The 22,398-nt window shown below is 49.1% G+C and carries 12 protein-coding genes and 1 pseudogene; 3 read left to right on the top strand and 10 right to left on the bottom strand.

The window, feature by feature from the left end; all coding sequences use genetic code 11:
* Nucleotides 1-288 precede the first annotated feature (288 nt).
* The 3 genes from CEK71_RS17845 to CEK71_RS17835 all read left to right on the top strand — a co-directional run bounded on the left by CEK71_RS17845 (nucleotide 289) and on the right by CEK71_RS17835 (nucleotide 10,508).
* Nucleotides 289-1,893, top strand: coding sequence for an MBL fold metallo-hydrolase (locus CEK71_RS17845; protein ID WP_088620647.1), 1,605 nt, complete (start codon nucleotides 289-291; stop codon nucleotides 1,891-1,893).
* Between the two features lie 178 nt (nucleotides 1,894-2,071).
* Complete coding sequence (locus tag CEK71_RS17840) at nucleotides 2,072-10,027, top strand: non-ribosomal peptide synthetase (protein WP_088620646.1); 7,956 nt, start codon at nucleotides 2,072-2,074, stop codon at nucleotides 10,025-10,027.
* 124 nt (nucleotides 10,028-10,151) lie between these two features.
* Nucleotides 10,152-10,508: a recombinase family protein gene (locus tag CEK71_RS17835; RefSeq protein ID WP_088620645.1), complete on the top strand. Its 357-nt coding sequence runs from the start codon at nucleotides 10,152-10,154 to the stop codon at nucleotides 10,506-10,508.
* 104 nt (nucleotides 10,509-10,612) lie between these two features.
* On the opposite strand, the gene CEK71_RS17830 is transcribed toward CEK71_RS17835, so the two are convergent.
* The 10 genes and pseudogenes from CEK71_RS17830 to CEK71_RS17785 all read right to left on the bottom strand — a co-directional run bounded on the left by CEK71_RS17830 (nucleotide 10,613) and on the right by CEK71_RS17785 (nucleotide 22,234).
* The gene (locus CEK71_RS17830) at nucleotides 10,613-11,461 is read right to left on the bottom strand and encodes a hypothetical protein (protein WP_088620644.1); all 849 of its coding nucleotides are present in this window, start codon (nucleotides 11,459-11,461) and stop codon (nucleotides 10,613-10,615) included.
* A complete protein-coding gene (locus tag CEK71_RS17825) occupies nucleotides 11,448-12,113 on the bottom strand; it encodes an AAA family ATPase (protein WP_088621681.1) in 666 nt (221 codons plus the stop codon). The genes CEK71_RS17830 and CEK71_RS17825 overlap by 14 nt, the downstream gene beginning before the upstream one ends.
* Nucleotides 12,114-12,614: 501 nt before the next feature.
* Nucleotides 12,615-13,721, bottom strand: coding sequence for a replication initiation protein (locus CEK71_RS17820; RefSeq protein ID WP_088620643.1), 1,107 nt, complete (start codon nucleotides 13,719-13,721; stop codon nucleotides 12,615-12,617).
* Nucleotides 13,722-14,151: 430 nt separating this feature from the next.
* On the bottom strand, nucleotides 14,152-14,385 hold the full coding sequence (locus CEK71_RS17815; RefSeq protein ID WP_198328303.1) for a hypothetical protein: 234 nt from the start codon (nucleotides 14,383-14,385) through the stop codon (nucleotides 14,152-14,154).
* Between the two features lie 838 nt (nucleotides 14,386-15,223).
* Nucleotides 15,224-15,466 carry a hypothetical protein gene (locus tag CEK71_RS17810; protein WP_088620641.1) on the bottom strand — a complete coding sequence of 81 codons (243 nt, stop codon included), beginning with the start codon at nucleotides 15,464-15,466 and terminating at the stop codon, nucleotides 15,224-15,226.
* 39 nt (nucleotides 15,467-15,505) lie between these two features.
* Nucleotides 15,506-15,592 carry an antA/AntB antirepressor family protein gene (locus CEK71_RS24185; RefSeq protein ID WP_408630496.1) on the bottom strand — a complete coding sequence of 29 codons (87 nt, stop codon included), beginning with the start codon at nucleotides 15,590-15,592 and terminating at the stop codon, nucleotides 15,506-15,508.
* Between the two features lie 2,260 nt (nucleotides 15,593-17,852).
* A complete protein-coding gene (locus CEK71_RS17795) occupies nucleotides 17,853-18,734 on the bottom strand; it encodes a hypothetical protein (protein ID WP_157679386.1) in 882 nt (293 codons plus the stop codon).
* A 221-nt stretch (nucleotides 18,735-18,955) separates the two neighbouring features.
* Nucleotides 18,956-19,189 carry a recombinase family protein gene (locus tag CEK71_RS24340; RefSeq protein WP_332455543.1) on the bottom strand — a complete coding sequence of 78 codons (234 nt, stop codon included), beginning with the start codon at nucleotides 19,187-19,189 and terminating at the stop codon, nucleotides 18,956-18,958.
* Nucleotides 19,163-19,496, bottom strand: a pseudogene (locus CEK71_RS24335) (recombinase family protein); the annotation flags it as partial. The pseudogene CEK71_RS24335 and the gene CEK71_RS24340, both read right to left, overlap by 27 nt.
* 107 nt (nucleotides 19,497-19,603) lie before the next feature.
* Entirely contained in the window at nucleotides 19,604-22,234 is a 2,631-nt protein-coding gene (locus CEK71_RS17785; protein ID WP_088620637.1) for an AAA family ATPase, read from the bottom strand.
* Between the last annotated feature and the right edge of the window lie 164 nt (nucleotides 22,235-22,398).

The following is a 22,398-nucleotide window of genomic DNA, read 5'->3' as shown; positions in this document are numbered from 1 at the left end:
GAGCGAAGCCGAAGGGCTACCCCTTGCCATGGGGAGGGGCTTTTTTCCTTGATATTCGCCTGTACAACGGGGAAGCCGTTTGCTCCCTCCCCTGGCAAGGGGAGGGCTGGGGTGGGGTTTAACACGCAGAAATGCAATGGAACGCCAACTTAATTTTATACACATCCCTAAGATTCAATGATCATGTTTTTAACATTGGCAGGGGTATTTACATTAAATAAAAACAAATTTTCCACCCTATTCAGGGCAGGCTTTATAAAAAACTTGAACATCGAGTAAGAACCTTTCATGAACAAACAAACCTTATACCGTTTGGCCGATGCCACTGTTGCAGAAGCCTTGGTCGACAGTTGGGTTGCGTGGCCGCACACGTTTTCACCCGTGGCCTACAGCCTGCACCTGCTGAATTATCAGAAAAAGACCTTAGCATCGTATTTGCAAAATCCGGCCTTACATCATAAATCCAGCACTAACCCAAAATTGCTGGGCGGCGCGTTCGTCAATCTGCCGATTGACCGCGTCCCCGCTATTCAAGTGTTACTGGAGAACTTGGAGAGTGGGCATAGCGATGATTTGCGTCTGGCGCAAGAGCTGATTGATTTTCAGAACCTGCTCGATAAAGACGCGCTCGGACAAAGCCTCGACAACTATTACCCGACCTTGCCCGACAGCTTGCGCGGCTATACCGAATTGCTATACGACTACCATAGCCGCCCGATAGTCCGTTGTATCGAAAGCTTATTTTACCGTAGCCGCCATTACAAAAAACACCTGCAATCCCTGCGCTTGTTCCGCCAAACCCATGACCGGATGCGGGCGTATTATATGAGCACCCCGCGTTTGCCGGATGCGGACAGCATCGGCTGGACACTGCCGTTTGCCCAAGCCGAATTGGACGCGCTGTTTCAACTGGACAGCCAACCGCAACCGTTGGCGTTTATCCGCGAACTGTTAGGCCTGAGCGCCGCCGATGATGCCAAATTATTGCCCTTATTGACCGACCAGCCACCCCGACCCGCAGCAAACTGGCAAGGGCCGGGTACGCGCATCCGCTATTTCGGCCATGCCAGTGTCTTGGTCGAATTTAACGGCATCGCCATTTTGCTGGACCCTTTCCTTAGCGTGCAGCCCAGCGAGGGTGGGATCAGCCGTTACACCTTCCAAGATTTGCCGCCCAAAATTGATTATGTACTGATTACCCACGGCCACCACGACCATTTTGTTTTTGAGACCCTGCTCAGAATCCGCCATAAAGTCGGTTGCTTGGTAGTGCCGAAAGCCTCCGGTATTTTCTATGGTGACATTTCCTTAAAGCTCATGGCGAAAGAATTGGGCTTTACCCAGATTCTGGAAGTTGAGCCTTTAGATACCATTGCCTTGCCCCAAGGCGAAATTGTCGCCATCCCGTTCTTGGGCGAGCATAACGATTTGCCGTTTGCCAAATCCGCTTATCTGGTGCAGGCGGGCGACAAGCAAATCCTGTTTGCCGCCGACTCCAATTGTTTGGACAAACGCATGTACGAAAACATCCGCGCCCAGCGGGGGGCGATTGATGTGGTGTTTCTGGGCATGGAATGGGTGGGTGCGCCCTTATCTTGGGTTTACGGGCCGATATTGCCGAAACTGCCCGACTACAAACACTGCCAATCCCGCCGCTCCAACGGCAGCAACGCCGACGTGGCAATGGCTTTATTACAGGCCGTCGATAGCCGCCAAGTCTATATCTACGCCATAGGCCGGGAGCCGTGGTTGCAATACTTCATGGCTCTGGAACCCGAAGCCGATGATGTTTACATCCAAGAAATCAATAAACTGCTGGCCGCTTGCCAAAGCAAAGGCTTTACCGAAGCCCAACGTCTGTATGGAAAAGCCGAGCTGTTCCTAGAGGGCTGACCCTTCGGCTACGCTCAGGGAACGGGCTTCGCTAAGAGAGTAGGTAAATCCCGTTGACTGAGCGAAGTCCGTTCCCTGAGCGTAGCCGAAGGGAATGGGTTGAGCAAAGCCGAAGCCTAACGTAACAGGCAAGGGCAAAATAATAAAACAATCCGGTTAAGACAACGAGACGACGACTATGCAAGATGCCACAGTAACCCCCGATGCCAGCCAACAAAAACGTGCGCGGCTGATCGCAAAACTCCACCGCCCAACGATTACCGACACTCCCATTAAAGCGCGGCCAACGCCTGGCAACACCCCGCTGTCCTACGGCCAGGAAGCGTTGTGGCTGATGTCGCAACTGGACCCGGACAACCCGGTTTATAATGTCGCCGGGGCTTTAGCATTTAACGGTGCGCTAAACGTCGCGGCGTTACGGCAAAGTTTGGCGGAGGTGCAACGCCGTCATAAAATCCTGCATAGCCGCTTTGGCAAACGCTCAGGGATATTGACCCAGCAGCCCGACGCTGGCGGCGGGTTAGCTTGGTCGACCGTGGATCTGAGCCACCTTCCTTCCGCCCAAGCGCCAGCGGTTTGCCAACAGTGTGCCGAGGTGTTTACCCGCATCCCTTTTGCCTTAGACAAGGCCGCGCCGTTACGCGCCCTGCTCATCACGCTGCATCCCCATCAGCAAGTGCTGGTGGTGGTGTTGCACCATATCGTCGCAGACCGCTGGTCGGTCGCCATTCTCATGCGCGAAGTCGCCAGCTTATACCAACGCTTTGCCAGCGGTTTACCGTCTTTATTGCCGGAACTGGCGCTGCATTACGGTGATTTTGCCTTCTGGCAACGCCAGCAAGGCGACACCGCCCAAGCGCATAGCGCCTACTGGCAACAAAAACTGCAAGGTTTAGCCCCGCTGTTGGCATTGCCGACCGATTACCCAAGACCACCCGTGTTCAGTTATCGGGGCGATTTATACCATTTCACCTTGCCTGACACAGTAACAGCCGATATTCACCGTCTGGCTAAACAGCATAACGCCACCTTATTTATGGTCATGGCGGCGGCCTTGCAGGTTTTATTGTCCCGCTATACCCATAGCCGAGACATCGCCATCGGCTATACCTCCGCCGGACGCAATCAGACCCAAACCGCCGAGTTAATCGGTTTTTTCGTCAATACCTTAGTGCTACGCGGGCAATTGGATGATGACGCAACGTTTGCCGGGCTATTGGCGGCTGTCCGCAGTCAAGCCTTAGCTGACCAAGCCCATCAGGATATAGCCTTCGGGCAATTGTTGGAAGCCGTCAATCCGGTACGCAACACCAGCCACGCCCCCTTATTCCAAGTGCTGCTGACGGTGCAGAACGCCCCGAAGATGGATTTTCGTTTGCCCGGCCTTAGCGTCACGCCGCTGCCGCTAGCCAGCAAAACCGCACAGTTTGACTTGACCTTCCTGTTTGAAGAACAGGACGGCCAATTGCAAGGCACTATCGAATACAGTACGGATTTGTTCGCGGCGGCGACATTGGCGCGTTTGGCAGGCCATTTAGAAACCCTGCTGACGGCACTGGTGGTGCATCCGCAGCAAGCCTTAAAACACGCGCCGCTGTTAACTGACGCGGAATGGCAACAACTCGTTTTGGCATGGAACCCAGAGCAACCGTTAGAAGCCACGTTATTGCCGCTACCCCAACAATTTACCGCCCAAGCGCAGGCCACCCCGAATAATACGGCCTTGGTTTTTGCCGAAGAAACCATAACGTATCGTGAACTGAATGGCCGCGCTGAACACTTGGCGCAAACCCTGCAACGCTTGGGGGTCAGGCCGGAAAGTCGGGTCGGTGTGTGCGCTGAGCGTTCGGTGGATTTGGTAGTGGCGGTACTGGCGGTGCTAAAAGCCGGGGCGGCTTATTTACCGCTAGACCCGGCCTATCCGCAAGAACGCCTGAATTTTATGGTCAAGGATGCGGCGGTCAGTTTACTGCTTTGCCAAACCGCCTTTATCGGCAACTTTCAAGGCCTTGATTGCCCGTTAGTCACTATCGGCCCGGCGGCTAACGGCCACACGGGTGCGGTGCTGACGTTAACTGCCAATTTAGACAACACCGCGTATATCATTTATACCTCCGGCTCGTCCGGCCAACCGAAGGGCGTGGCAGTCAGCCACCGTAACCTGCTACATTCGACGCTGGCACGGGGCGGTTATTATGGAGACGCGCCCAGCTGTTTCCTGTTGTTGTCTTCATTTGCGTTTGACAGTTCGGTGGCGGGGATTTTTTGGACATTAAGCCACGGCGGCTGTTTATGTGTGCCGGAAACGGCGGACACCGCCAACCCGGTGGCCTTAGCCAAGCTGATTAGCCGCCATCAGGTCAGCCATTTGTTGGCCTTGCCGTCTTTGTATGCCGCCCTGGCCGACACGGCGGCGGCAGGGCAATTACAAAGCTTGCGCACCGTCATTGTCGCTGGCGAAGCCTGCCCCGGCGCGGTCGCCAACCGCCACCACGAGCGCTTGCCGCAGGTCAGGTTTGTCAACGAATACGGCCCCACCGAAGCGACCGTGTGGAGCAGTGCCTATCAGAGCCAAACCCTAGAACCTGCTGGCATCTTGCCGATAGGCCGCGCCATTGACCGGGTGCAACTGTATCTCCTCGACCGCCATTATCGGCCCGTCCCTATCGGCGTGACGGGTGAAATCTGTATCGGCGGGGCAGGGCTGGCGCAAGGCTATGGCAACCGCCCGGACCTGACGGCAGAAAAATTCATCCCCAACCCCTTCGGACTTCCCGGCAGCCGCTTATATAAAACCGGGGATTGGGCAAAATACCGAAGCGACGGCAACATCGACTTCTTAGGGCGCGGCGACGGCCAAGTGAAAATTCGGGGCTTTAGGATTGAATTGGGCGAAATTGAAAGCCAACTGGCCGTACTGCCTGGCATCCGTGCCGCCGCCGTGGTGGTGCGCGAAGACCAGCCCGGCGACCAGCGTCTGGTCGCCTACCTGCTGGCCGATAGCGGCTGGACGGTCAGCGGCTTGCGCCAAAGCTTGGCGGCGGTATTGCCCGACTACATGATACCCAGCGCCTTTGTCGGCTTGAACGAATTTCCCCTAACCCCAAACGGCAAACTCGACCGTCTGGCCTTGCCCACCCCGGATAGGGAAGCCCTGACGGCAGGGGCTTACGCCGCGCCGCAAGGGGAGGCGGAAACCGTATTGGCACAGCTATGGCAAGATTTGCTGGGTGTAGGGCAGGTAGGCCGTTATGACCACTTTTTTGAGTTGGGCGGGCATTCGCTGTTGGCAATCGGCCTGATTGAGCGCCTCCAGCAACAAGGTTTTTGCGCCGATGTGATGAATGTGTTCAGCCTGCCCGTGCTGGCCGATATGGCGGCGACCTTGCAGGCGGCCACCAGCCCGTCTTTGGTAGCGGACACGGCACAGATCCCGTCGGATGCGCAGATGCTTACCCCGGCAATGTTGGCGCTGGTGACGCTGACGCAAGCGGAACTGGACGCGCTTTGTACGCAAGTGCCGGGTGGTGCGGCTAATATCCAAGATGTTTATCCGTTAGCGCCGCTGCAAGAAGGCATTTTATTCCATCATTTGTTGGCGACGGGCAGTGATGCTTATCTGAAACGGGCGATGTTGCGTTTTGCCACGCGGGAACGTTTGGACAGTTTTCTTAACGCCCTGCAAACCGTCATTAACCGTCATGACATCCTGCGTACCGCCGTGCATTGGCAAGACTTGCCGCAACCCGTGCAAGTGGTGCAACGCCAAGCCGTACTGCCCGTTATCACCTTGGCCGGGGCGGCGGATACCGAGGCGTTAGCGGCCTTGTCGGCACAAACCGACCCAGGCCGTTTGGTGATGGATTTGCACCATGCCCCGCTGTTTGCCGCGTACACGCTGTTTGACTCGGCGGCGGATAACTGGTTGCTGGCCTTGGTCAACCATCATTTGATTGACGATAACTATACCCTGCAACTGATTTTAACGGAAATCAACCAGATTTTCTTAGGCCAAGGCGGGCAACTGTTGCCGCCTGTGCCTTATCGGCAGTTTATCGCCCATCTCCTGAGCGTGCCTGACAGCGGGCATGAAGCGTATTTCCGTAGCCAATTGGGTGATATAGATGAGCCTTGCGCCCCGTTTGGGGTGCTGGATATTCAGGGTAATGGCCAACACTTACACGAAGCCAAACTGCCGCTGTCGGCGGACTTGGCGCAGCGCCTATACGGTACTGCCCGCCAACAGGGCGTAACTGCCGCCGTGCTGTTCCATGCCGCGTGGGCGCAAGTGCTGGGGCAGTGTACCGGGCGTGACGAGGTGGTGTTCGGCACCGTCTTGTCCGGGCGTTTGCAGGCACAAACCGGTGCCAGCCAAGCACTGGGTGTGTTTATTAACACCTTGCCGATACGGCTAAGCCTAACAGGCCATAGTGCCCAGCAACTGCTGGCTGATTGTTACCAGCGCTTAGGCGGCTTATTGGCGCACGAACACGCGGCTTTAGCCTTGGCGCAACGCTGTAGCGCGGTCGCGGCGGGCTTGCCGTTATTTACCAGCTTGCTGAATTATCGGCACAGCAACCTGGTCGCCGCCGACACGGGCAACTTATTTGCTTGGCCGGGCATCGCACTGTTAAGCACCGAAGAACATACCAATTACCCCATTACCTTGTGTATTGACGACCTTGGCGACGGTTTCCGGCTCACGGTACAGTGTGCCGACGGTATTGCGGCGGAGCGGGTTGTGGCTTATTTGGAAACAGCATTGGAGAGCCTGACTACCGCGCTCGGATTCCTACCCGACTATCCGGCTAATCTGCTAAATATATTACCTGATGCCGAACGCGAGCAAGTGCTAGCCGACTTTAACACGCCGTTAGCCGCTTACCCACAAGCTTTGTGCCTGCACCAACAGTTCGAACGGCAAGCGTTAGCCACCCCCGACGCAATCGCCTTGGTCTATGAAGGGCAAACCTTAAGCTATGGCGGGCTTAACCGCTTGGCCGGGCAACTGGCCCAGCGTTTGCGGGCTTTAGGTATCTGCCCCGACGACCGCGTCGGCTTGTGCGCCGAACGCAGCTTGGACATGGTGGTCGGTTTGCTGGCTATCCTGAAGGCGGGCGGTGCGTATCTGCCACTAGACCCCGCTTACCCCGACGAGCGTCTGGCCTATTTGCTCGACGACAGCCAGCCCGTCGCCCTGCTGACCCAAACCGCCTTGCAGCCGCGTTTAGCGGCAATGCTGCCCAGACCGCTGCCGCTAATCGTCATGGACGCGCCCTACCGTGCCGATGCGGAAGAACTTCTCGCTGCCGAAGTCAGCCCTGAACACTTGGCCTACGTCATTTATACCTCCGGCTCCACCGGACAGCCTAAAGGCGTGATGGTCAGCCATGCCAACGCCACCCGCCTGTTTGCCGCCACCCACGACTATTTTCACTGTACCGCCGCCGATGTGTGGACGCTGTTCCACTCGGTCGCGTTTGATTTTTCGGTGTGGGAATTGTGGGGGGCGTTGTTGTCAGGTGGCCGCTTGGTGATTGTGCCGCAAGACACCGCGCGTAACCCGGACAGCTTCTATCGGCTGCTGTGCCGGGAGCAGGTCAGCATCCTTAACCAGACCCCCAGCGCGTTCCGGCAACTGATTGCCGCGCAAGCGCGAAACCCGCTGCCGCATCAATTGCGTACCATCATTTTTGGCGGCGAAGCCTTAGACTTCCGTAGCCTTGCCCCGTGGTTAGCCAGTAACCCCCTGGCCCGCACCGCCCTGGTCAATATGTACGGCATCACGGAAACCACCGTCCATGCCACTTACCGATTACTGAGCGAAGCCGACATTTTGGCAGGTACCGCCAGTAATATCGGCAAGCCCTTGCCCGACTTGGCTTTTTATCTGTTAAACCCGCACGGGCAACCCGTACCGTTGGGGGCGGTGGGCGAAATCCATATTGGCGGCGCGGGTGTGGCGCGGGGTTATCTGAACCGCCCCGAACTGAGCACCGAACGCTTTATCCAAAACCCGTTCTGCCAGAGCGCGGGCCGCTTGTACAAAACCGGCGACTTGGGGCGTTGGCTGGCTGACGGGACGATAGAATATTGGGGGCGCAACGATTGCCAAGTCAAAATCCGCGGCTTCCGTATCGAATTGGGCGAAATCGAAGCCTGCTTGTGCCAGTGTCCCGATATCCGCGAAGCGGTTGTCATTGCCAGAGAAGATGTGCCGGGCGATAAGCGTCTGGTCGCCTATCTTATCGCCCAACCCGGCCACACCCCCGACCCGGCGGCGTTACGCCAGCAACTGGCCAGACACTTGGCCGACTACATGCTGCCCAGTGCTTTTGTCATGCTGGAACAGTTCCCGCTCACCGCCAACGGCAAGCTGGCCCGTAAGGCCTTGCCCGTCCCAGATGGCGGCAGTGTCGCCGCCCGCGCTTACCAAGCCCCGCAAAGTCCTAGCGAAACCGTCATTGCCCAGCTTTGGCAAGAGTTGCTGCATTTGCAACAAGTGGGCCGTTATGACCACTTTTTTGAATTGGGCGGGCATTCCCTGCTGGTGGTCGCGCTGATTGAGCGTCTGCGCCAACACGGCTTGTCGGCCAGTGTCCGTGCTGTCTTCACCGCCCCGGTACTCGCGGATTTGGCGGCACAACTGGATATCCAGCAACTGCCGCAAGCCGATATTGCTGTACCGCCTAATCTGATTAGTGCCGATTGCACCGCGCTCACCCCCGATTTACTGCCCTTGGTCAGCCTCAGCCAAACCCAGTTAGATGGGTTGGTCGGCCAAGTGCCGGGCGGAGCGGCAAACATCCAAGACATCTACCCGCTAGGGCCGTTACAGGAAGGTATCCTGTTCCACCACCTGCTGGGGGCGGGCACACCCGGCGCCGCCTATTTGCAGCGTTCCATCATCACCTTTACGACACGCGGCGCGGTGGACAATTTCCTCAGCGCCTTGCAAACCGTGATTAACCGCCATGACATTTTGCGCACGGCGGTGCATTGGGCAGACTTGCCGCAACCCGTGCAAGTGGTGCAAAGACAGGCACCGCTGCCTATCATCAATTTAACGGCGGCGGCGACCGAAGACGCGCTGCAAAGCTTGCTGGCGCAAACCGAACCTAGCCGCCAAGGTATGGATTTGCACCGCGCCCCGCTGTTTGCCGCCTATATGCTGTTTGACCCGTCCGCCCCGCGTTGGTTATTGGCCTTGCTGAACCATCATCTGGTTGACGACAATTACACCTTGCAACTGGTTTTGGCCGAAATACAGCAGATTTTACAAGGCCACAGCGCGGCGTTGCCGCCGCCGCTACCCTATCGGCAGTATATTGCCCACGTCGCCAGCGTACCCGCCAGCGTCCATCAGGCTTATTTTAGCCGCCAATTGGCGGCTATAGACTCACCGACCGCGCCGTTCGGCATATTGGATACTCAGGGCGATGGTTGCCATATCCGTGAAGCGGTGCAAACGCTCAGCAGCCCGTTGGCTTTGCGCATCCGCCGCAGCGCACGGGAGCACGGCGTTACTGCCGCCGCAGTGTGCCATGCCGCATGGGCGCAAGTCTTGGCGCAATGCACAGGCCGGGACACGGTGGTGTTTGGCACAGTCTTGTCTGGCCGTTTGCAAGGCCAAGCCGGAACAGCCCAGGCACTGGGCGTATTTATCAACACTTTACCACTGTGTATCCGTTTGGACGGCCACAGCGCCGCCAGCTTGGTCAGCGACAGCCAACAACGCCTCAGCGAGTTGCTCAACCATGAACACGCCGCCTTGTCGCTAGCGCAACGCTGTAGCGGCGTGGCCGCAGGTTTGCCTTTATTCACCACCTTACTCAATTACCGCCATGCCAATCTGCTTAGCCAGCAAAACCCCCAGCCTTGGGCGTGGGAAGGCTTAGAGGTATTGCGTAGCGAAGAGCGCACCAACTACCCCATCACGGTCTGCATAGACGACTTGGGCGACGGCTTCCTGCTCACCGCCCAATGCACTGACGGCATCGATCCGGGGCGCATCGCCGGGTATTTGGAGACTGCCCTAGAGCATCTAACCGCCGCGCTGGCGAATAGACCGGCTTGTCCGGTCAGCCAACTCAGCATCTTGCCGGATACGGAACGGCGGCTAGTGCTGGCGTAAAAATTAATATCGTCGACGGGATGGAAAGATAGCCGGTTGCAATTGAATTTTGCATGGCCTCTGCAATGCGGCTTAGGATAGCTGCTATGTCCTATTTTTACACGTATGTCGGCTGTACCCCAGGTTGGCGAGGAACTTGTTCGACCTCCAACAGATAGTCACCGGCTTGGCAGGACAAGGGGTCTGCATCCATTTCCACAAAGAGAACATGACGTTTTCCGGTGCGGCCAACCCGATGCAAGAGCTGATGTTACAGATGCTGGGGGCTTTTGCGCAATTCGAACGGGCATTGATCAAGGAACGGCAAAAAGAAGGCATTGAACAGGCGCTCAAAAAAGGCGTTAAGTTCGGCGCACGGCCTAAGCTAAAGCCCGGACAGGTCGAGGAGTTGAAAGCCAGGGTGGCCGCAGGGGAAGAAAAAAGCCGACTGGCAAAAGAGTTTGGGATCAGCAGGCCGACGCTTTACAAGCTGATTGCTTAAATCCACATTTTCGCCAAATGAGAGGGATGTTTTAAGTGATTTATTCCAAGCTACTGAAATCGCCAGGATCGACTCTAATCAAATGAGGATTGAAGAAGGTATTGCTACAAATCACTGGCCAATCGTTTTATTAGCAATTTTATAATAGGAATTATCGTTAAAGATGGCTTCATAAATTGAAGACATAAGGTTTTGAGTTCATCAAGAATTTCTTCATTCGAGAGTTCATCTTCATTTAATGTGGGTAACGTTGCCAAAATAGCCATGCGACGCTGATGATTTGAATCAGGCACATTTGCAACACCATGAATAATATTCTCACTTAGAATAGCTAAAGCTTCAGATATTTCGAGTTTTAAATTTCCACCACCCTCATTTACAGAGGAGGCATAATTTATTTCCATGCCACTTTCATATGGCATTTGCTCAGGATTTTTTGGTTGTTCAATAGTCAATACCGCTTTAGCCTGTTCGATATACCGTTCAACATCTTTAACAGGAACATTTTTATTTTTTACTCTATTATAAACTTCATCGGCTATTGTTTCATTTGAAGGGCGTGATAACGCATATACTGCCGACTGAAGCACCCCTGCCGAACTCAAGTTTGTTATTCCATATTTTTCACAAAAACGACCCGCATGAAGCGCACGGTTAATTTCTTGATGGCTACCCGCGCAAATTGCGCGGGTAGCCTTTAGGTCGGCAATATACTGGCCGAATAATCTATCTGACGGAAATCGCTGCCGTAATGCCCATAAAATACGCCATTTTATCAAAGTAGCCTGATTATCAATTTGTTCTAAACGATCAATTAATTCGTCATTGGTCAGTTTTTTTAAGTCTAAAAATGACCAAATATCCGTCTGCTGCTGAATAATACCGTCTTTATCTGCCCCAGCAATAAAGACCCTCCGCGCCTCAATTTCATCGGAAGTTTTAAATTTGACCATGTAATACTTCCTCCACCAAAGCTAACATTTCTTTTTTTGCCGAAATTTCACTATCTGCGCGTCCATTCAATTCGGTAACAGCCAATCCATCAGCCATACAATCCCTATATATTTTACGGTCAAATACAACCGTTTTAAGTAGCTGCAATTCTGAGAAGTCTAAAATTGTACGTTTCGCTTGCTCTATTTCATTGATTTTTGGATTGCTTGGTGCAATTGACAAAAAAACATAAGATAGTAATCTTTTATTAAAAACCCTTGATTGCTTAATTATTTTACACATATTAGGTAACGTATTAATATCAACCTGACTTGCTTTAACTGGAGTTAAAAGAATATCGGCGACTACCATAGCCGAACGCATTTCTTCAGAATCTCGTCCAGTTACATCGACAATGACGTATTCATAACGATTTCTTAAATCAATCAAAGTATCATCAAGTTCACCGTATTTTTGAATGCAGGCAATTTTAGGCTTATCAGGATGATGTAATTTACGCTCAGCCCACCATTCCGAAACAGATGCCTGTCGATCGGAATCAACCAGCAAAACATCATGGCCTTGATTGGCTAATACAGAAGAAATATTTATGGCCGTAGTTGATTTACCTACGCCACCTTTTTGGGACGCGATAAGAAGTATTTTACTCATTTTTCTCATTTAAATAGGCAATATAGAACCACCTGAAAATTATGCATTTACAGGAATGTTACAATATGTATTTTAAAAATTCATATACAATTGCGAACGGAAGACCCTATCATGATAAAGGCAATCAATCGTCCCACATCAGTCCGCACCCTGCCGATGTACATCGGTTTCTTATTGGGATAACTGCTTCCTGTAACGGGAAAACTACGAAGACAATAATCTATCACCGATGGAAGCAGTGCATTTCTCAACATTCCGACTCAACTGATAGGATTGTAACCTAGAAAATGTCTTTAAAAGCAAAAAAACATGTTGTTAGCTGTTTTCCATCAGGAATGAGAAATGGCTGACATCATCATGTAAATAACAGGTTATGCGGCTTTAGTAACATGGCATTTTCCCTGAACAGAATCCCTAATTGTCTATACAAAAGCGAGCGATGCTGTTCAATACGTTACTGACTTTTGAGAAAACTTTCAATTTTGTCTAATACTTTATCTACTAATTTGCGACAACTCCATAATTCTGCATTTGTTTTTTATACATATATTCATCATATTCTTTCTGGCTAGAAAATCCTTGGCGTTGCCATACTGCCAAAACATTTTTTTTTGATGATACATTATTTTGTTGCTCCAATTCCCAATCATGCGCCCAATCTTCTTTCAGGGCATTATTTAAAAATCCTGCATATGATTTATCAGCTTTAGCATTGCTATACAAAACATTTCGACGAACATAATCAAATCCATGCTTCCTTTCAAAAGATTCTAAGGCTGATAGCACTGTTTTTTTTGTTTTATGCGGCTCAGGCACTAATTCCAATAATTTACCCGATAAGGAGCCAATATCGGCCAATTTAATGGGTAAATTTATAGGTTGATTTACCATGATTTCATTAGAAGTCCGCGAATCCCATTTTTTTGAATAAATATGAAAACGAATCACTGCAATTTTGCGCCCGTGTTTGATTTCATCAAATTCAAAATAAATATCTGATTTCAATTTAAGCTCCTTTTGGACAGGTTCCAAAATTCGTTCCCTAAAATTGCCGTAAAGTTGATATTGATCTTTTCCAATACCAAGCATTTCACGAAGTTTTTGCAGATCAATTTCACGTTTATTTAAACTTTCATATTGTTTTAACAAGCTGTACATCCTCATGGTATACTGACTTTTAAAACTCAAAAGCATTTCCAGTTTACTTGAAGTAAAGTTTCCTTTAAGCTTTAACAAATATGGTTTTAATAAAGGATCAAACGTCAAATTAACCATTCCTGTACCGTTAATATAATCGGCAGATGATACCCAATGAGTCTGTAATAACCTCCCAAGCTCCTGTATCTCTACAACTTTCTCCAGTAAATGTTTAGTAATCTTTTTACAATCTGCATAAATATGATTTTTATTAATGCCTAAAAACTCAGCCAACTCAATGAGGCTAATGCAATAAGGTTTAAAATCCTCATCTTCTGGTTGAATCCTCGCAATCATAGTCAAAATTAACCGTTGCTCTCCTAACGTCAAATTATAACGAGCTTCAACTAATTCATTAGCTTGAGTCACTATCAATGAAGATAGTGAATGTTTCTTTTTTGCATTAACCATAGAATGTCCAAAAAATCTTTAATGCCATAATAAAAATGACACTGTTTTTGTTATAGTTTAAATATAATTAATTGTTTTATATAAGTAAAAAATTATTTTTATATAAAAAATTAGAGGTAAATCGAGAAAAAATCACCTGAAAAACTGATTATTTTTTTAAATATCTAGCATTAACGCTATTTCTATAGCAGATTACACTGTTTTTGTTATAGTTCACACTGTTTTTGTTATAGTTCACACTGTTTTTGTTATAGTTCACACTGTTTTTGTTATAGTTCACACTGTTTTTGTTATAGTTCACACTGTTTTTGTTATATTTAGCGTCGTAACCGCATGATATATTTGTAGAAAAAAGCCCCTAAAACAATAAAAACAATAAAAACAATAAAAACAACTACTACTAGCATCTTTAAAAATCATTAAACTGTAATCAGTTAGTAGCTTTTTTAAGCTTATTTAAATAAACGTACACCTTAACGCTCCCAGCAGATTCCTTAAATCTCTTCCCTTTCATCTGTTCCACAATAACATCCAAATTTGCCGCAGCATCATTGATAATTTCAATGGTGATGATCCTAGCGTTACCAATGCAGAACTCAAACAGGTAAATGGCGACGGTGGTTTTGCCCACACCGTCGGAGTAGTTAATCACGGCTAGTTTCATGTGTTGCTTCATAAGGACAATTGTCAATAAATTCCTCGTCGGCGGTTTCTTGTTCGATGCGGTTTTTTTCTGCTGCCAGCCATTTTTTGATTGCGGCGGAGCCTGTCTAGGCAGATGTCAGCAACGCGGTGAGCGACGGGCTTGGCGTTGCCGAGCGGTCTTGGGTTTGTAAGGAGTAATGTATTGGCACTTGCGGCCGCTACCTCGCCCGTCTAAGGGCTTTTTCTAACCGTCTCATGGTGAAACCGTAATGTCGGTGGAGTGCCACCAGCAAGGTTTTACTCCCCACCCCAGCCGCCAAGGTGGCTTCGACTTCAGCGAGGAGGTCGCACAGCATTACCGATTAGCTCCTGCCTTCCACTCCGGCGGACAATGCTCGTAATGAGTCCGCAACTGCTTCTTTGTCCGCCATCAACGTCCCCTTAATCATCATCGCAGCGGCCGCCGCTACTCCAACGGCACAGTAACTGCGCCTTAATCCCGCACGGCTTATTCTACTGGGATTGGCGGAAATGATAAGCGCGAAAAGTGGCGTTTTTTTGGTAGAGTTCGGTGTGACTTGGACTTTGCTCTCTTATAAACTTAAGAGAAATCGGGGTCATTAGGCCAAAGAAAAACAAGTTCTGGCCGACCGACCGTAAGGATTAGTGTGTAGATTGATAGTAGTGGCCTGCAACCCACATCCCGCCTACAATAACGCCGTTTTAACCGCACTATGTAGTCCGAAACCGAACGGTTACGGACATGCCTCTTTGTGGTGTGAAAGTAGGCTGAATGTATTTCGTACACCTGCTATAACTCGTACATCCCTTTCGGACGGATTGAATTGGTTTTTTGTTCATACATAATACTGCTCAACTATCAATTTACGAACGAATCCTTGCGGTTGGTCAAATGCACCCAGCGACCGCGCTTGGTCGGCCTGAGCCAGTAATTGCGCTAACAGGCGGATTTCGCAATCAATGAAATACCGCCGCGCCACTGCCTTGGCTTTCTTCTCCACCATCGCCAGATCCTTGGAGACATCCAGCTTAGGGTGATATTCAATAAGGACGACACAACCCTTTGTTATCACAGCCATTGCCCATTTTGGCAATGGACACATAATCCTCACTTTCAACTAGCTCGTATTCGGTATCCGTTGTTTGATCCAGTTCGAAAAATACCATTTCACACCCAAAAATAGGTGCAACGCCCGCGCATCCACCACAGGGCGCAATGTCCCGCCAATATCCGCAGCGAACACGGAAATCAGGCCGTCCGCCACGGACGGCGTTAACGTGCCGCCCCGACACCCACACTGACACCATCGGCATCAGTTTTCGTCATACCTTTCCCCCTATCCCAAACCATCACCCCTTTTTGCCCTTCATCCATCCCCCGTTTTAGTGATGGATGACAGACGTACCTTTTGGCTAACCCAAGCCATTAAAAATCATCCAAAATCCCAGAACCCTAAAATTCCAAAATCTCAGAACCTCAAAACCCTCCAAAATCCAGGATTCTCCCCGCCTGGTCGGGCAAACAGCCCCCCGCCGCACACAAGACCAAAAAACCGCTACGGTTAAAAGAAAATTCACGGCTTACCCAGCCGGAAAGGGTGTGTACAACGAAGAGCAAACGCGCGTCTTCTTACCCGCCGCGCAAAGCGGGAACAATAATGCAACCCTCACGGAAAAAAGGGATGGCCAATCACGGCCACCGTCACAACACGACGGCGGCAGTACCTTTTTTACGGCCCGTGACAGGAAAACCCCCAAAAACCCCCCAACAAAAAATGCTGCCGTCCGCGAAGGACAAGGGGTTTCGGGGCTACGACGGAAACCGTTTATGTCCGACATAAACGGTTTCAAAGACCCCGCGCCATCGCCAAACCCGACCGCCAAAAGCGGTGGTTTTGCCCCGGCGCGGGGCGAAGAGGCTAGAAAAGACAGGCCGCCAGCGGCCGTGCCCAACCGGCATCGGGGAAATGCCGTCTTGCCCAAGCCCGGCAGGCGGGCGCAAAACGGAGGTGAAGTGACCCGCAGCCCCTCACGGGACGGCAGGCAAGCGCGAACCCAGGCGCAACATCACAGATGCGGCCCAAAGCCCGGAGGAATTAATGCCTAGCGGCCACGTCGCTTACCGTGCCGACAAGTCATTGTTTCTGTTTGTATCGCGTACAGAGACGCCGTGTTTTCAAATCGCGGCGAAAGCCGCTTCGTTTCTATGCCGCGGCCAAAGGCCGCTGTGTTTCAATATCACGGCAAAGCCGCTGTGTTTCTAAAGTTGTCCGGTGCGGCTTCCTGCCGTCAAAACACTGACTTAAGCCCCGACTGTTTATTCGTCGTTTAAGGCGCTGAACTGGCGCCGCCTGATGACCCCTGCCTGGAATCACGATATGCGGATAAGATTGTCCGCCAAGCCACGCACCGCTGTCAACCGGATGATTAAACGGCGGATTCCGCCGCCTTGCACCCACCGAACCCCACCAAAAAAACGCCACTTTTCGCGCTTATCATTCCCGCCAACCCCCGTAAGAATAAGCCGTGCGCAACTGAGGCGCACTAGGGCGGAACTAGGGTGCAATTAGGGCGCAATTAGGGCGCAATTAGGGCGCAATTAGGGCGCAATTAGGGCGCAATTAGGGCGCAATTAGGGCGCAATTAGGGCGCAATTAGGGCGCAATTAGGGCGCAATTAGGGCGCAATTAGGGCGCAACTAGGGCGCAATTAGGGCGGAACTAGGGCGCAATTAGGGCGGAACTAGGGCGCAATTAGGGCGCAATTAGGGCGCAATTAGGGCGCAATTAGGGCGGAACTAGGGCGCAATTAGGGCGGAACTAGGGCGGAACTAGGGCGGAACTAGGGCGGAACTAGGGCGGAACTAGGGCGGAACTAGGGCGGAACTAGGGCGCTATTAGGGCGCAACTAGGGCGCAATTAAGGCGCTACCAGTTCGGATAATGTTGATTTATGGCGCAATCCCTATGCGTCCATTGCCAAAATGGGCAATGGCTATAAAAAGATAAGATCAACCGGGTCATGATGACAAAGGGCGTGTAGTCCCCATTGAATATGGGATACAGCCGACATACATGTAAAAATAGGACATAACGGCCATCCTAAGCCGCATTGCCGAGGTTCGGTCAAACGCGGTCGGAAGTGGTGCCGGGGAAGCATGAAGTTACCGTTTCCGACAGGACCCCGCCCCGCTCCCTTTACCGGCTTTCCGCCGAATTGAGTTTTGGCGATCATGGCCGGCTGGCCCGCGCGGTGTGGGGCGCCGGCCTCGGCGCGGGGGATCCGTGGCCGTGAGGGTGCGCACCGGCAAGGCCGGACACCCCGCCGTTTACTCTTGATAACGGGTTTTATCAAGAGTAAACGGCTGGAAGCTTTTTTACTTTATTAGACAGGCCGTGTCGTTTTGTCGAATGTTAGTTAACATTAGCTGCGTTAAACATAGATTAAAACAGACTAATGGTTGAGATTATTTGTCAAAATCTGGGTTCGAAGGATTTAAAAGTTTATTTAATATTCTTGTCATATCATAAAGTTTAGGCTGTGGTTTTTCATCTGAGAAAAATGGCGTAAAGTCAGCGCAATTGTGACAGGTATGAGGAAGTATATTTGCAAGAGCTGCTATATAAGCTCGATTGCTTAAAATTAATTCCTCTATTGTTGCTTCCATTGGAATGCCGTTAAAGCCAATAAACATATGCTCTCCGGTTAACGATTGATTATTATCATTTCCAGAGTTTATGCCAAGCTTTGCTGAAATAACCTGAAAAACTTCATATGGTAATTCACCAGTTATTTTCGTATTATTTTTTGTTTGCAAGTCAAAATCAATATCATATCTAAACACAGAAGTTGGCAAAAAATACTTAAATTCAGGGTTGTTTTTTATAGCAATTCGTATATTTGCTCCGCAATTTTTAATTATATTTTCTATTACAGAGTCTAAGTTTTCATAAAATTCAATTTTTTTCCCTTTTCTTAAACTAATATTGAAATGATCTAAGTCAGTGTATTTTGCTCCAAGTTTAGCTTTTATTTTCGAGTCTAAATCAAGACTATAAGATTTACTTTCTGATTTGGTATTCTTGAAGGAAGCAATATTATTGTCATCATTATCAAGCTTCTTAATTTCATCATGGGTTTTTCCAAGTACTAATTCAGCTGGGCAAGCTTGATTAAAACCGCTTTTATCAGTATAGGATAACAATGTGTATGGATAATATATAGAATTTGGCGGGACGAATACATATTCTATATCCATTCCGTGAATTAAACTTTCATAATTACTTACACATCCAGAAATAAATGAAGTAAGTATTGAGAAAAAAACTAAAAATGTTATTGTTTTCATTTTGAATGTATATATAAAGCGATAAGCTTAACAAAAAGCGGACGTATATTGATGATATATAACATATTTAAAATGTTGTGTGAAATTAATCAACAAGAAATTCGTTTGAATATGAGACAAAATGGCGCATTTTGTCTCATGTTGGAAAGACCGCTCCTTGTTTTCAAGGCCTAGAGCCGCCCCAAACACCCTCAACATTAGACAAAATGAACGGCTATGCTTTATGCCCTAATTTTCAAACTATTATAAAGCGTAGCACGGCAGACATTGAGCAATTTGGCGACCGTTGCCGGGCTTTCGCCCCTGTCCAGTAATTCACGGGCATGTTTGCGCTGACCCTCAGACAGCGAAGGCCGCCGCCCTAGTTTCACGCCGCGTTTTTTGGCGGCCTTCAATCCTGCTTGGGTGCGTTCCACAATCAAAGTCCGCTCGAATTCCGCCAGAGCCGCCAGCATGTGGCCGAGTAGCCGCTCCGCCGCGCTTTCGGTGTCTATGGCTTCGGTCAGCGACAGGAAGGCGATCCCTTTCCCTTGCAGACTGGCCAACACCTCCACCAAGTGTGACAGCGACCGCCCCAGCCTGTCCAGCTTCCAGACAACAAGCGTATCCCCTGCCCGTAGCGATTCAAGGCAGCGTGTCAATTCTGGCCGCACCGCTGGCCGTGTCGGTAAAGATATGTTCACAGCCCGCACTTTTCAGGGCGGCAATCTGCAAATCCGCTTTTTGGTCGTTGGTCGAAACCCGTGCATAGCCATATTTCATGGCCTAATTATTAGACACACAAGCAATTGATTTTGTTAATTTTTTATTTTGTCTAAAAAGCCTTCCTTTGTTAGACAAAATAATAAAATTGATCATGGATAATATTATTATCTGACGGTTTTCTGACGGTCTTTTAATGAAATACTCCAGTCTTTGAGTGCCTGAATATCCTGAATGATTTCCTGAGGCGTAGGAACTTCACCATTTCTCGCGCTCGATGGATCATGAGCATCAACTATGTCACAGCATTTTTTGAATCCAGCATGGAATGAATTGCAATCTTCTTCGGACAAAACGGCAACTTTTTTTAGGTCTTTGGTATTTATGTAGTCCCTATGCCTCTGTACGACACGAGAGAATGCAATATCTTCTAGCGCACGTTCCCATGAGGCTCTTAGATTGTTATAGATATTAGCCGCTTGCTGACGGTATTTATCATCCTGATTGTTTACATATGATAATTGTGCTTCTCTGCAAGATTTTTCCAGCTTGTCTATCCTATCTTCGATACTCTTACCTTGCCAAGGCAGTCCTTCACTGACGATTCCTGTGCCTTGCGCACCTCGGCTTATTGTAATGGATTTAACAGGACAGTTTTTTCCGAACGATAGATCATTCAAGTCATTTACAAACACAAGATCGTGCGTTAGCACAATAACTTGACGATTCTGTGCTTCTTCAACAAGACGCTCAGCAACTTTTTTTCTCCAGCGATGATCCAATGATGAAACAGGGTCATCAAATACTATAGCCGAACGGTGCATAGCAGTTGCAAGCTCAGTTAGAAATGCCGCTAAAGCAACACAAGTTTGTTCACCTTCACTTAAGATAACGCCAACCTTTGCATCTGGTTTTGCAAACAATCGTATTTGATATTGTGGAGAACCAAGCTTACCGCCAGACCGAACCATTTCGACCCGCACTTTATCAGCAGCGAGCTTAACTATTTCCTCTTGAAATTTATCACGAAGTCTTGGGCTAATAACGGAATCGGCAATCTCATTTCCAAGGCGAGTTATGGCAGTCGTTGTTGTCTCAGTTTGGCACTCAACAAGAAAATTGATGCTTTTAAAGCGGTTAATTTCATCAATTACTGTTGGCAACATGCCGTGTAGAATCTCTCTATCAGACAATTCTGAAAAATCTTTTTCTAATTTTTTTCTTTCTTCTCCAGAAGCCGATTTTTCAAGTTCCAGTGAATATTCACGGATAGTTTTTTCAAGCTGTTCTAGCGATTCCTTGGGGTTATACGGTAAACTTGGAAATGGAAGTAATGTTACGTTATTCAATAAGGACTTTGCTAACAAATAACGTCTAAGTTTGGCCGATGCGATAAACCGGAATATCTGCTTGGCGAGATCAGGTCTTTGAAGTGCGATGTCGAGGCGAGTTGGTTTAAAAGAGCGATAAGCAAAATTTTGCTCAGAGAATTCTTTGTAGGCATTATTAAAGGACGTTTCTGCTTCTTGTGCGTGTTTCTCAACATCATTTTTTATGAAATCCTCGAATCGAGCCATTCTTTCACGCGCTTCACCTGTTAGCGTTTGCTGACAAAGAACGCAAAGAGCATTTTTTTCTGATGGAGGAAATGGCTGGTTAGGATAGGCATGTGTTGAGTAGTGCCGCGCAGAATCCCATAGAATGCGCCAAATTTTATCACCTACACCTTTGAGTGATTCACTGGAAAACGCTTTTTCGGCAGCTATTCGTGCTGCCTCGCGTTTAACATTAGCATCTTGTCCAATATCAAAAATTTTTTGTAAAGCTTCATCAGTTGTTTGGTTAGATATAGAGCCAAGGAAATGAATTAATCTTTTGATGTTATCTGCCTTAATTTTCTGCTCTGAGGCAGCTGTTTTGGGATTTTTAGATAGGTCTTCTCTAAGTCGGATTAAGCGGATGCTTTCGTCTTCTGATAGAGTTCCTAAATCTGTAATGCGTTGAATGTTAGTTTTGTGGTTTAACGCCGCTAGTTCTTTCCCTACAGCGGTATCGGCTTTCCAAGCAGGTGTAGCAAAAATGGGATTTTTGGCTTTCTCAAGTTTGGTTTTCTCAGCAACAAGAGATTCTTTTATGCTTTGACAAGCAGTCACTAATTCATCAGGTATATCAAGTCCAAAAGGACGAAAAGCAACTTCATTTTTATCGTTTATATGGACAGCGGCGCAGTTGCTATCGAATACGCTGATTGCCGAAAAAACAGGGTGTGGCTTATCTGTGTTTTCCCATATTTCTGGTGATTGTTCAACCCCTCCTATGCTGTAAGTGAAGGTTGCCGATGGTGATGCCGGTATGCTTCCTCCTTGGGCATATATATTAGGCTGTATAACGCCAGCATGTCGAGCGCGGCAGGCGCGTTTGAAAATCCGCGCATATCCAGATTTTCCTGCTCCATTGTCACCATAGATAACAGTAAGTCCGTTATGCTCAAAGGCTAAGGATTGACCGGAAGCCAAATTATTAACACCATTAACATTCTTGATAGACAGAAGTGAGATCGTAGCCATCTCAGCAGGATTGGCCGGAAGGTGGCTTATTTCTAAAGGAATTGCTTGAATGCCAGTTGTGATTCCGGATATTCCCTGCTTACATAGTTCAGTCAGCTCATTGATGTCTATATTGGGATCAAGCCGTCCATTTGAAACAATCCTACGAAGCGCATCGCGTTGCCAAAGAGGTCGATTTAATGACCACTCAAAAATATATTGAAGAACAGTTTTTGGTTCTGAGCTAGTCATATTTTTATGTAATTTACTTGTTTTTATGAATAAACAGCAGGAATAAAAAATTTTTTAACAAGAAATATCTTTGCATAATATACCTGAGGTCAAAAAACTCAAGCATTTCCTTTGTCTTTTATAGAGTTCTGTAGGTAAAGCTCATGGAGTTTTTCCCGCAGCAG

It is taken from the genome of Methylovulum psychrotolerans (assembly GCF_002209385.1).
Classification (GTDB): domain Bacteria; phylum Pseudomonadota; class Gammaproteobacteria; order Methylococcales; family Methylomonadaceae; genus Methylovulum; species Methylovulum psychrotolerans.
The sequence above is the reverse complement of the archived record's forward strand: the minus strand, read 5'-3'. Positions and strand labels throughout refer to the sequence as shown.

Bases quoted from the DNA above. Each gene is read 5' to 3' on its own strand.
- CEK71_RS17845 (WP_088620647.1), top strand. From the start codon at position 289: ATGAACAAACAAACCTTATACCGTTTGGCCGATGCCACTGTTGCAGAA.
- CEK71_RS17840 (WP_088620646.1), top strand. From the start codon at position 2,072: ATGCAAGATGCCACAGTAACCCCCGATGCCAGCCAACAAAAACGTGCG.
- CEK71_RS17830 (WP_088620644.1), bottom strand. From the start codon at position 11,461: ATGGTCAAATTTAAAACTTCCGATGAAATTGAGGCGCGGAGGGTCTTT.
- CEK71_RS17825 (WP_088621681.1), bottom strand. From the start codon at position 12,113: ATGAGTAAAATACTTCTTATCGCGTCCCAAAAAGGTGGCGTAGGTAAA.
- CEK71_RS17820 (WP_088620643.1), bottom strand. From the start codon at position 13,721: ATGGTTAATGCAAAAAAGAAACATTCACTATCTTCATTGATAGTGACT.
- CEK71_RS17815 (WP_198328303.1), bottom strand. From the start codon at position 14,385: ATGAAACTAGCCGTGATTAACTACTCCGACGGTGTGGGCAAAACCACC.
- CEK71_RS17810 (WP_088620641.1), bottom strand. From the start codon at position 15,466: ATGGCTGTGATAACAAAGGGTTGTGTCGTCCTTATTGAATATCACCCT.
- CEK71_RS17795 (WP_157679386.1), bottom strand. From the start codon at position 18,734: ATGAAAACAATAACATTTTTAGTTTTTTTCTCAATACTTACTTCATTT.
- CEK71_RS24340 (WP_332455543.1), bottom strand. From the start codon at position 19,189: ATGCTGGCGGCTCTGGCGGAATTCGAGCGGACTTTGATTGTGGAACGC.
- CEK71_RS17785 (WP_088620637.1), bottom strand. From the start codon at position 22,234: ATGACTAGCTCAGAACCAAAAACTGTTCTTCAATATATTTTTGAGTGG.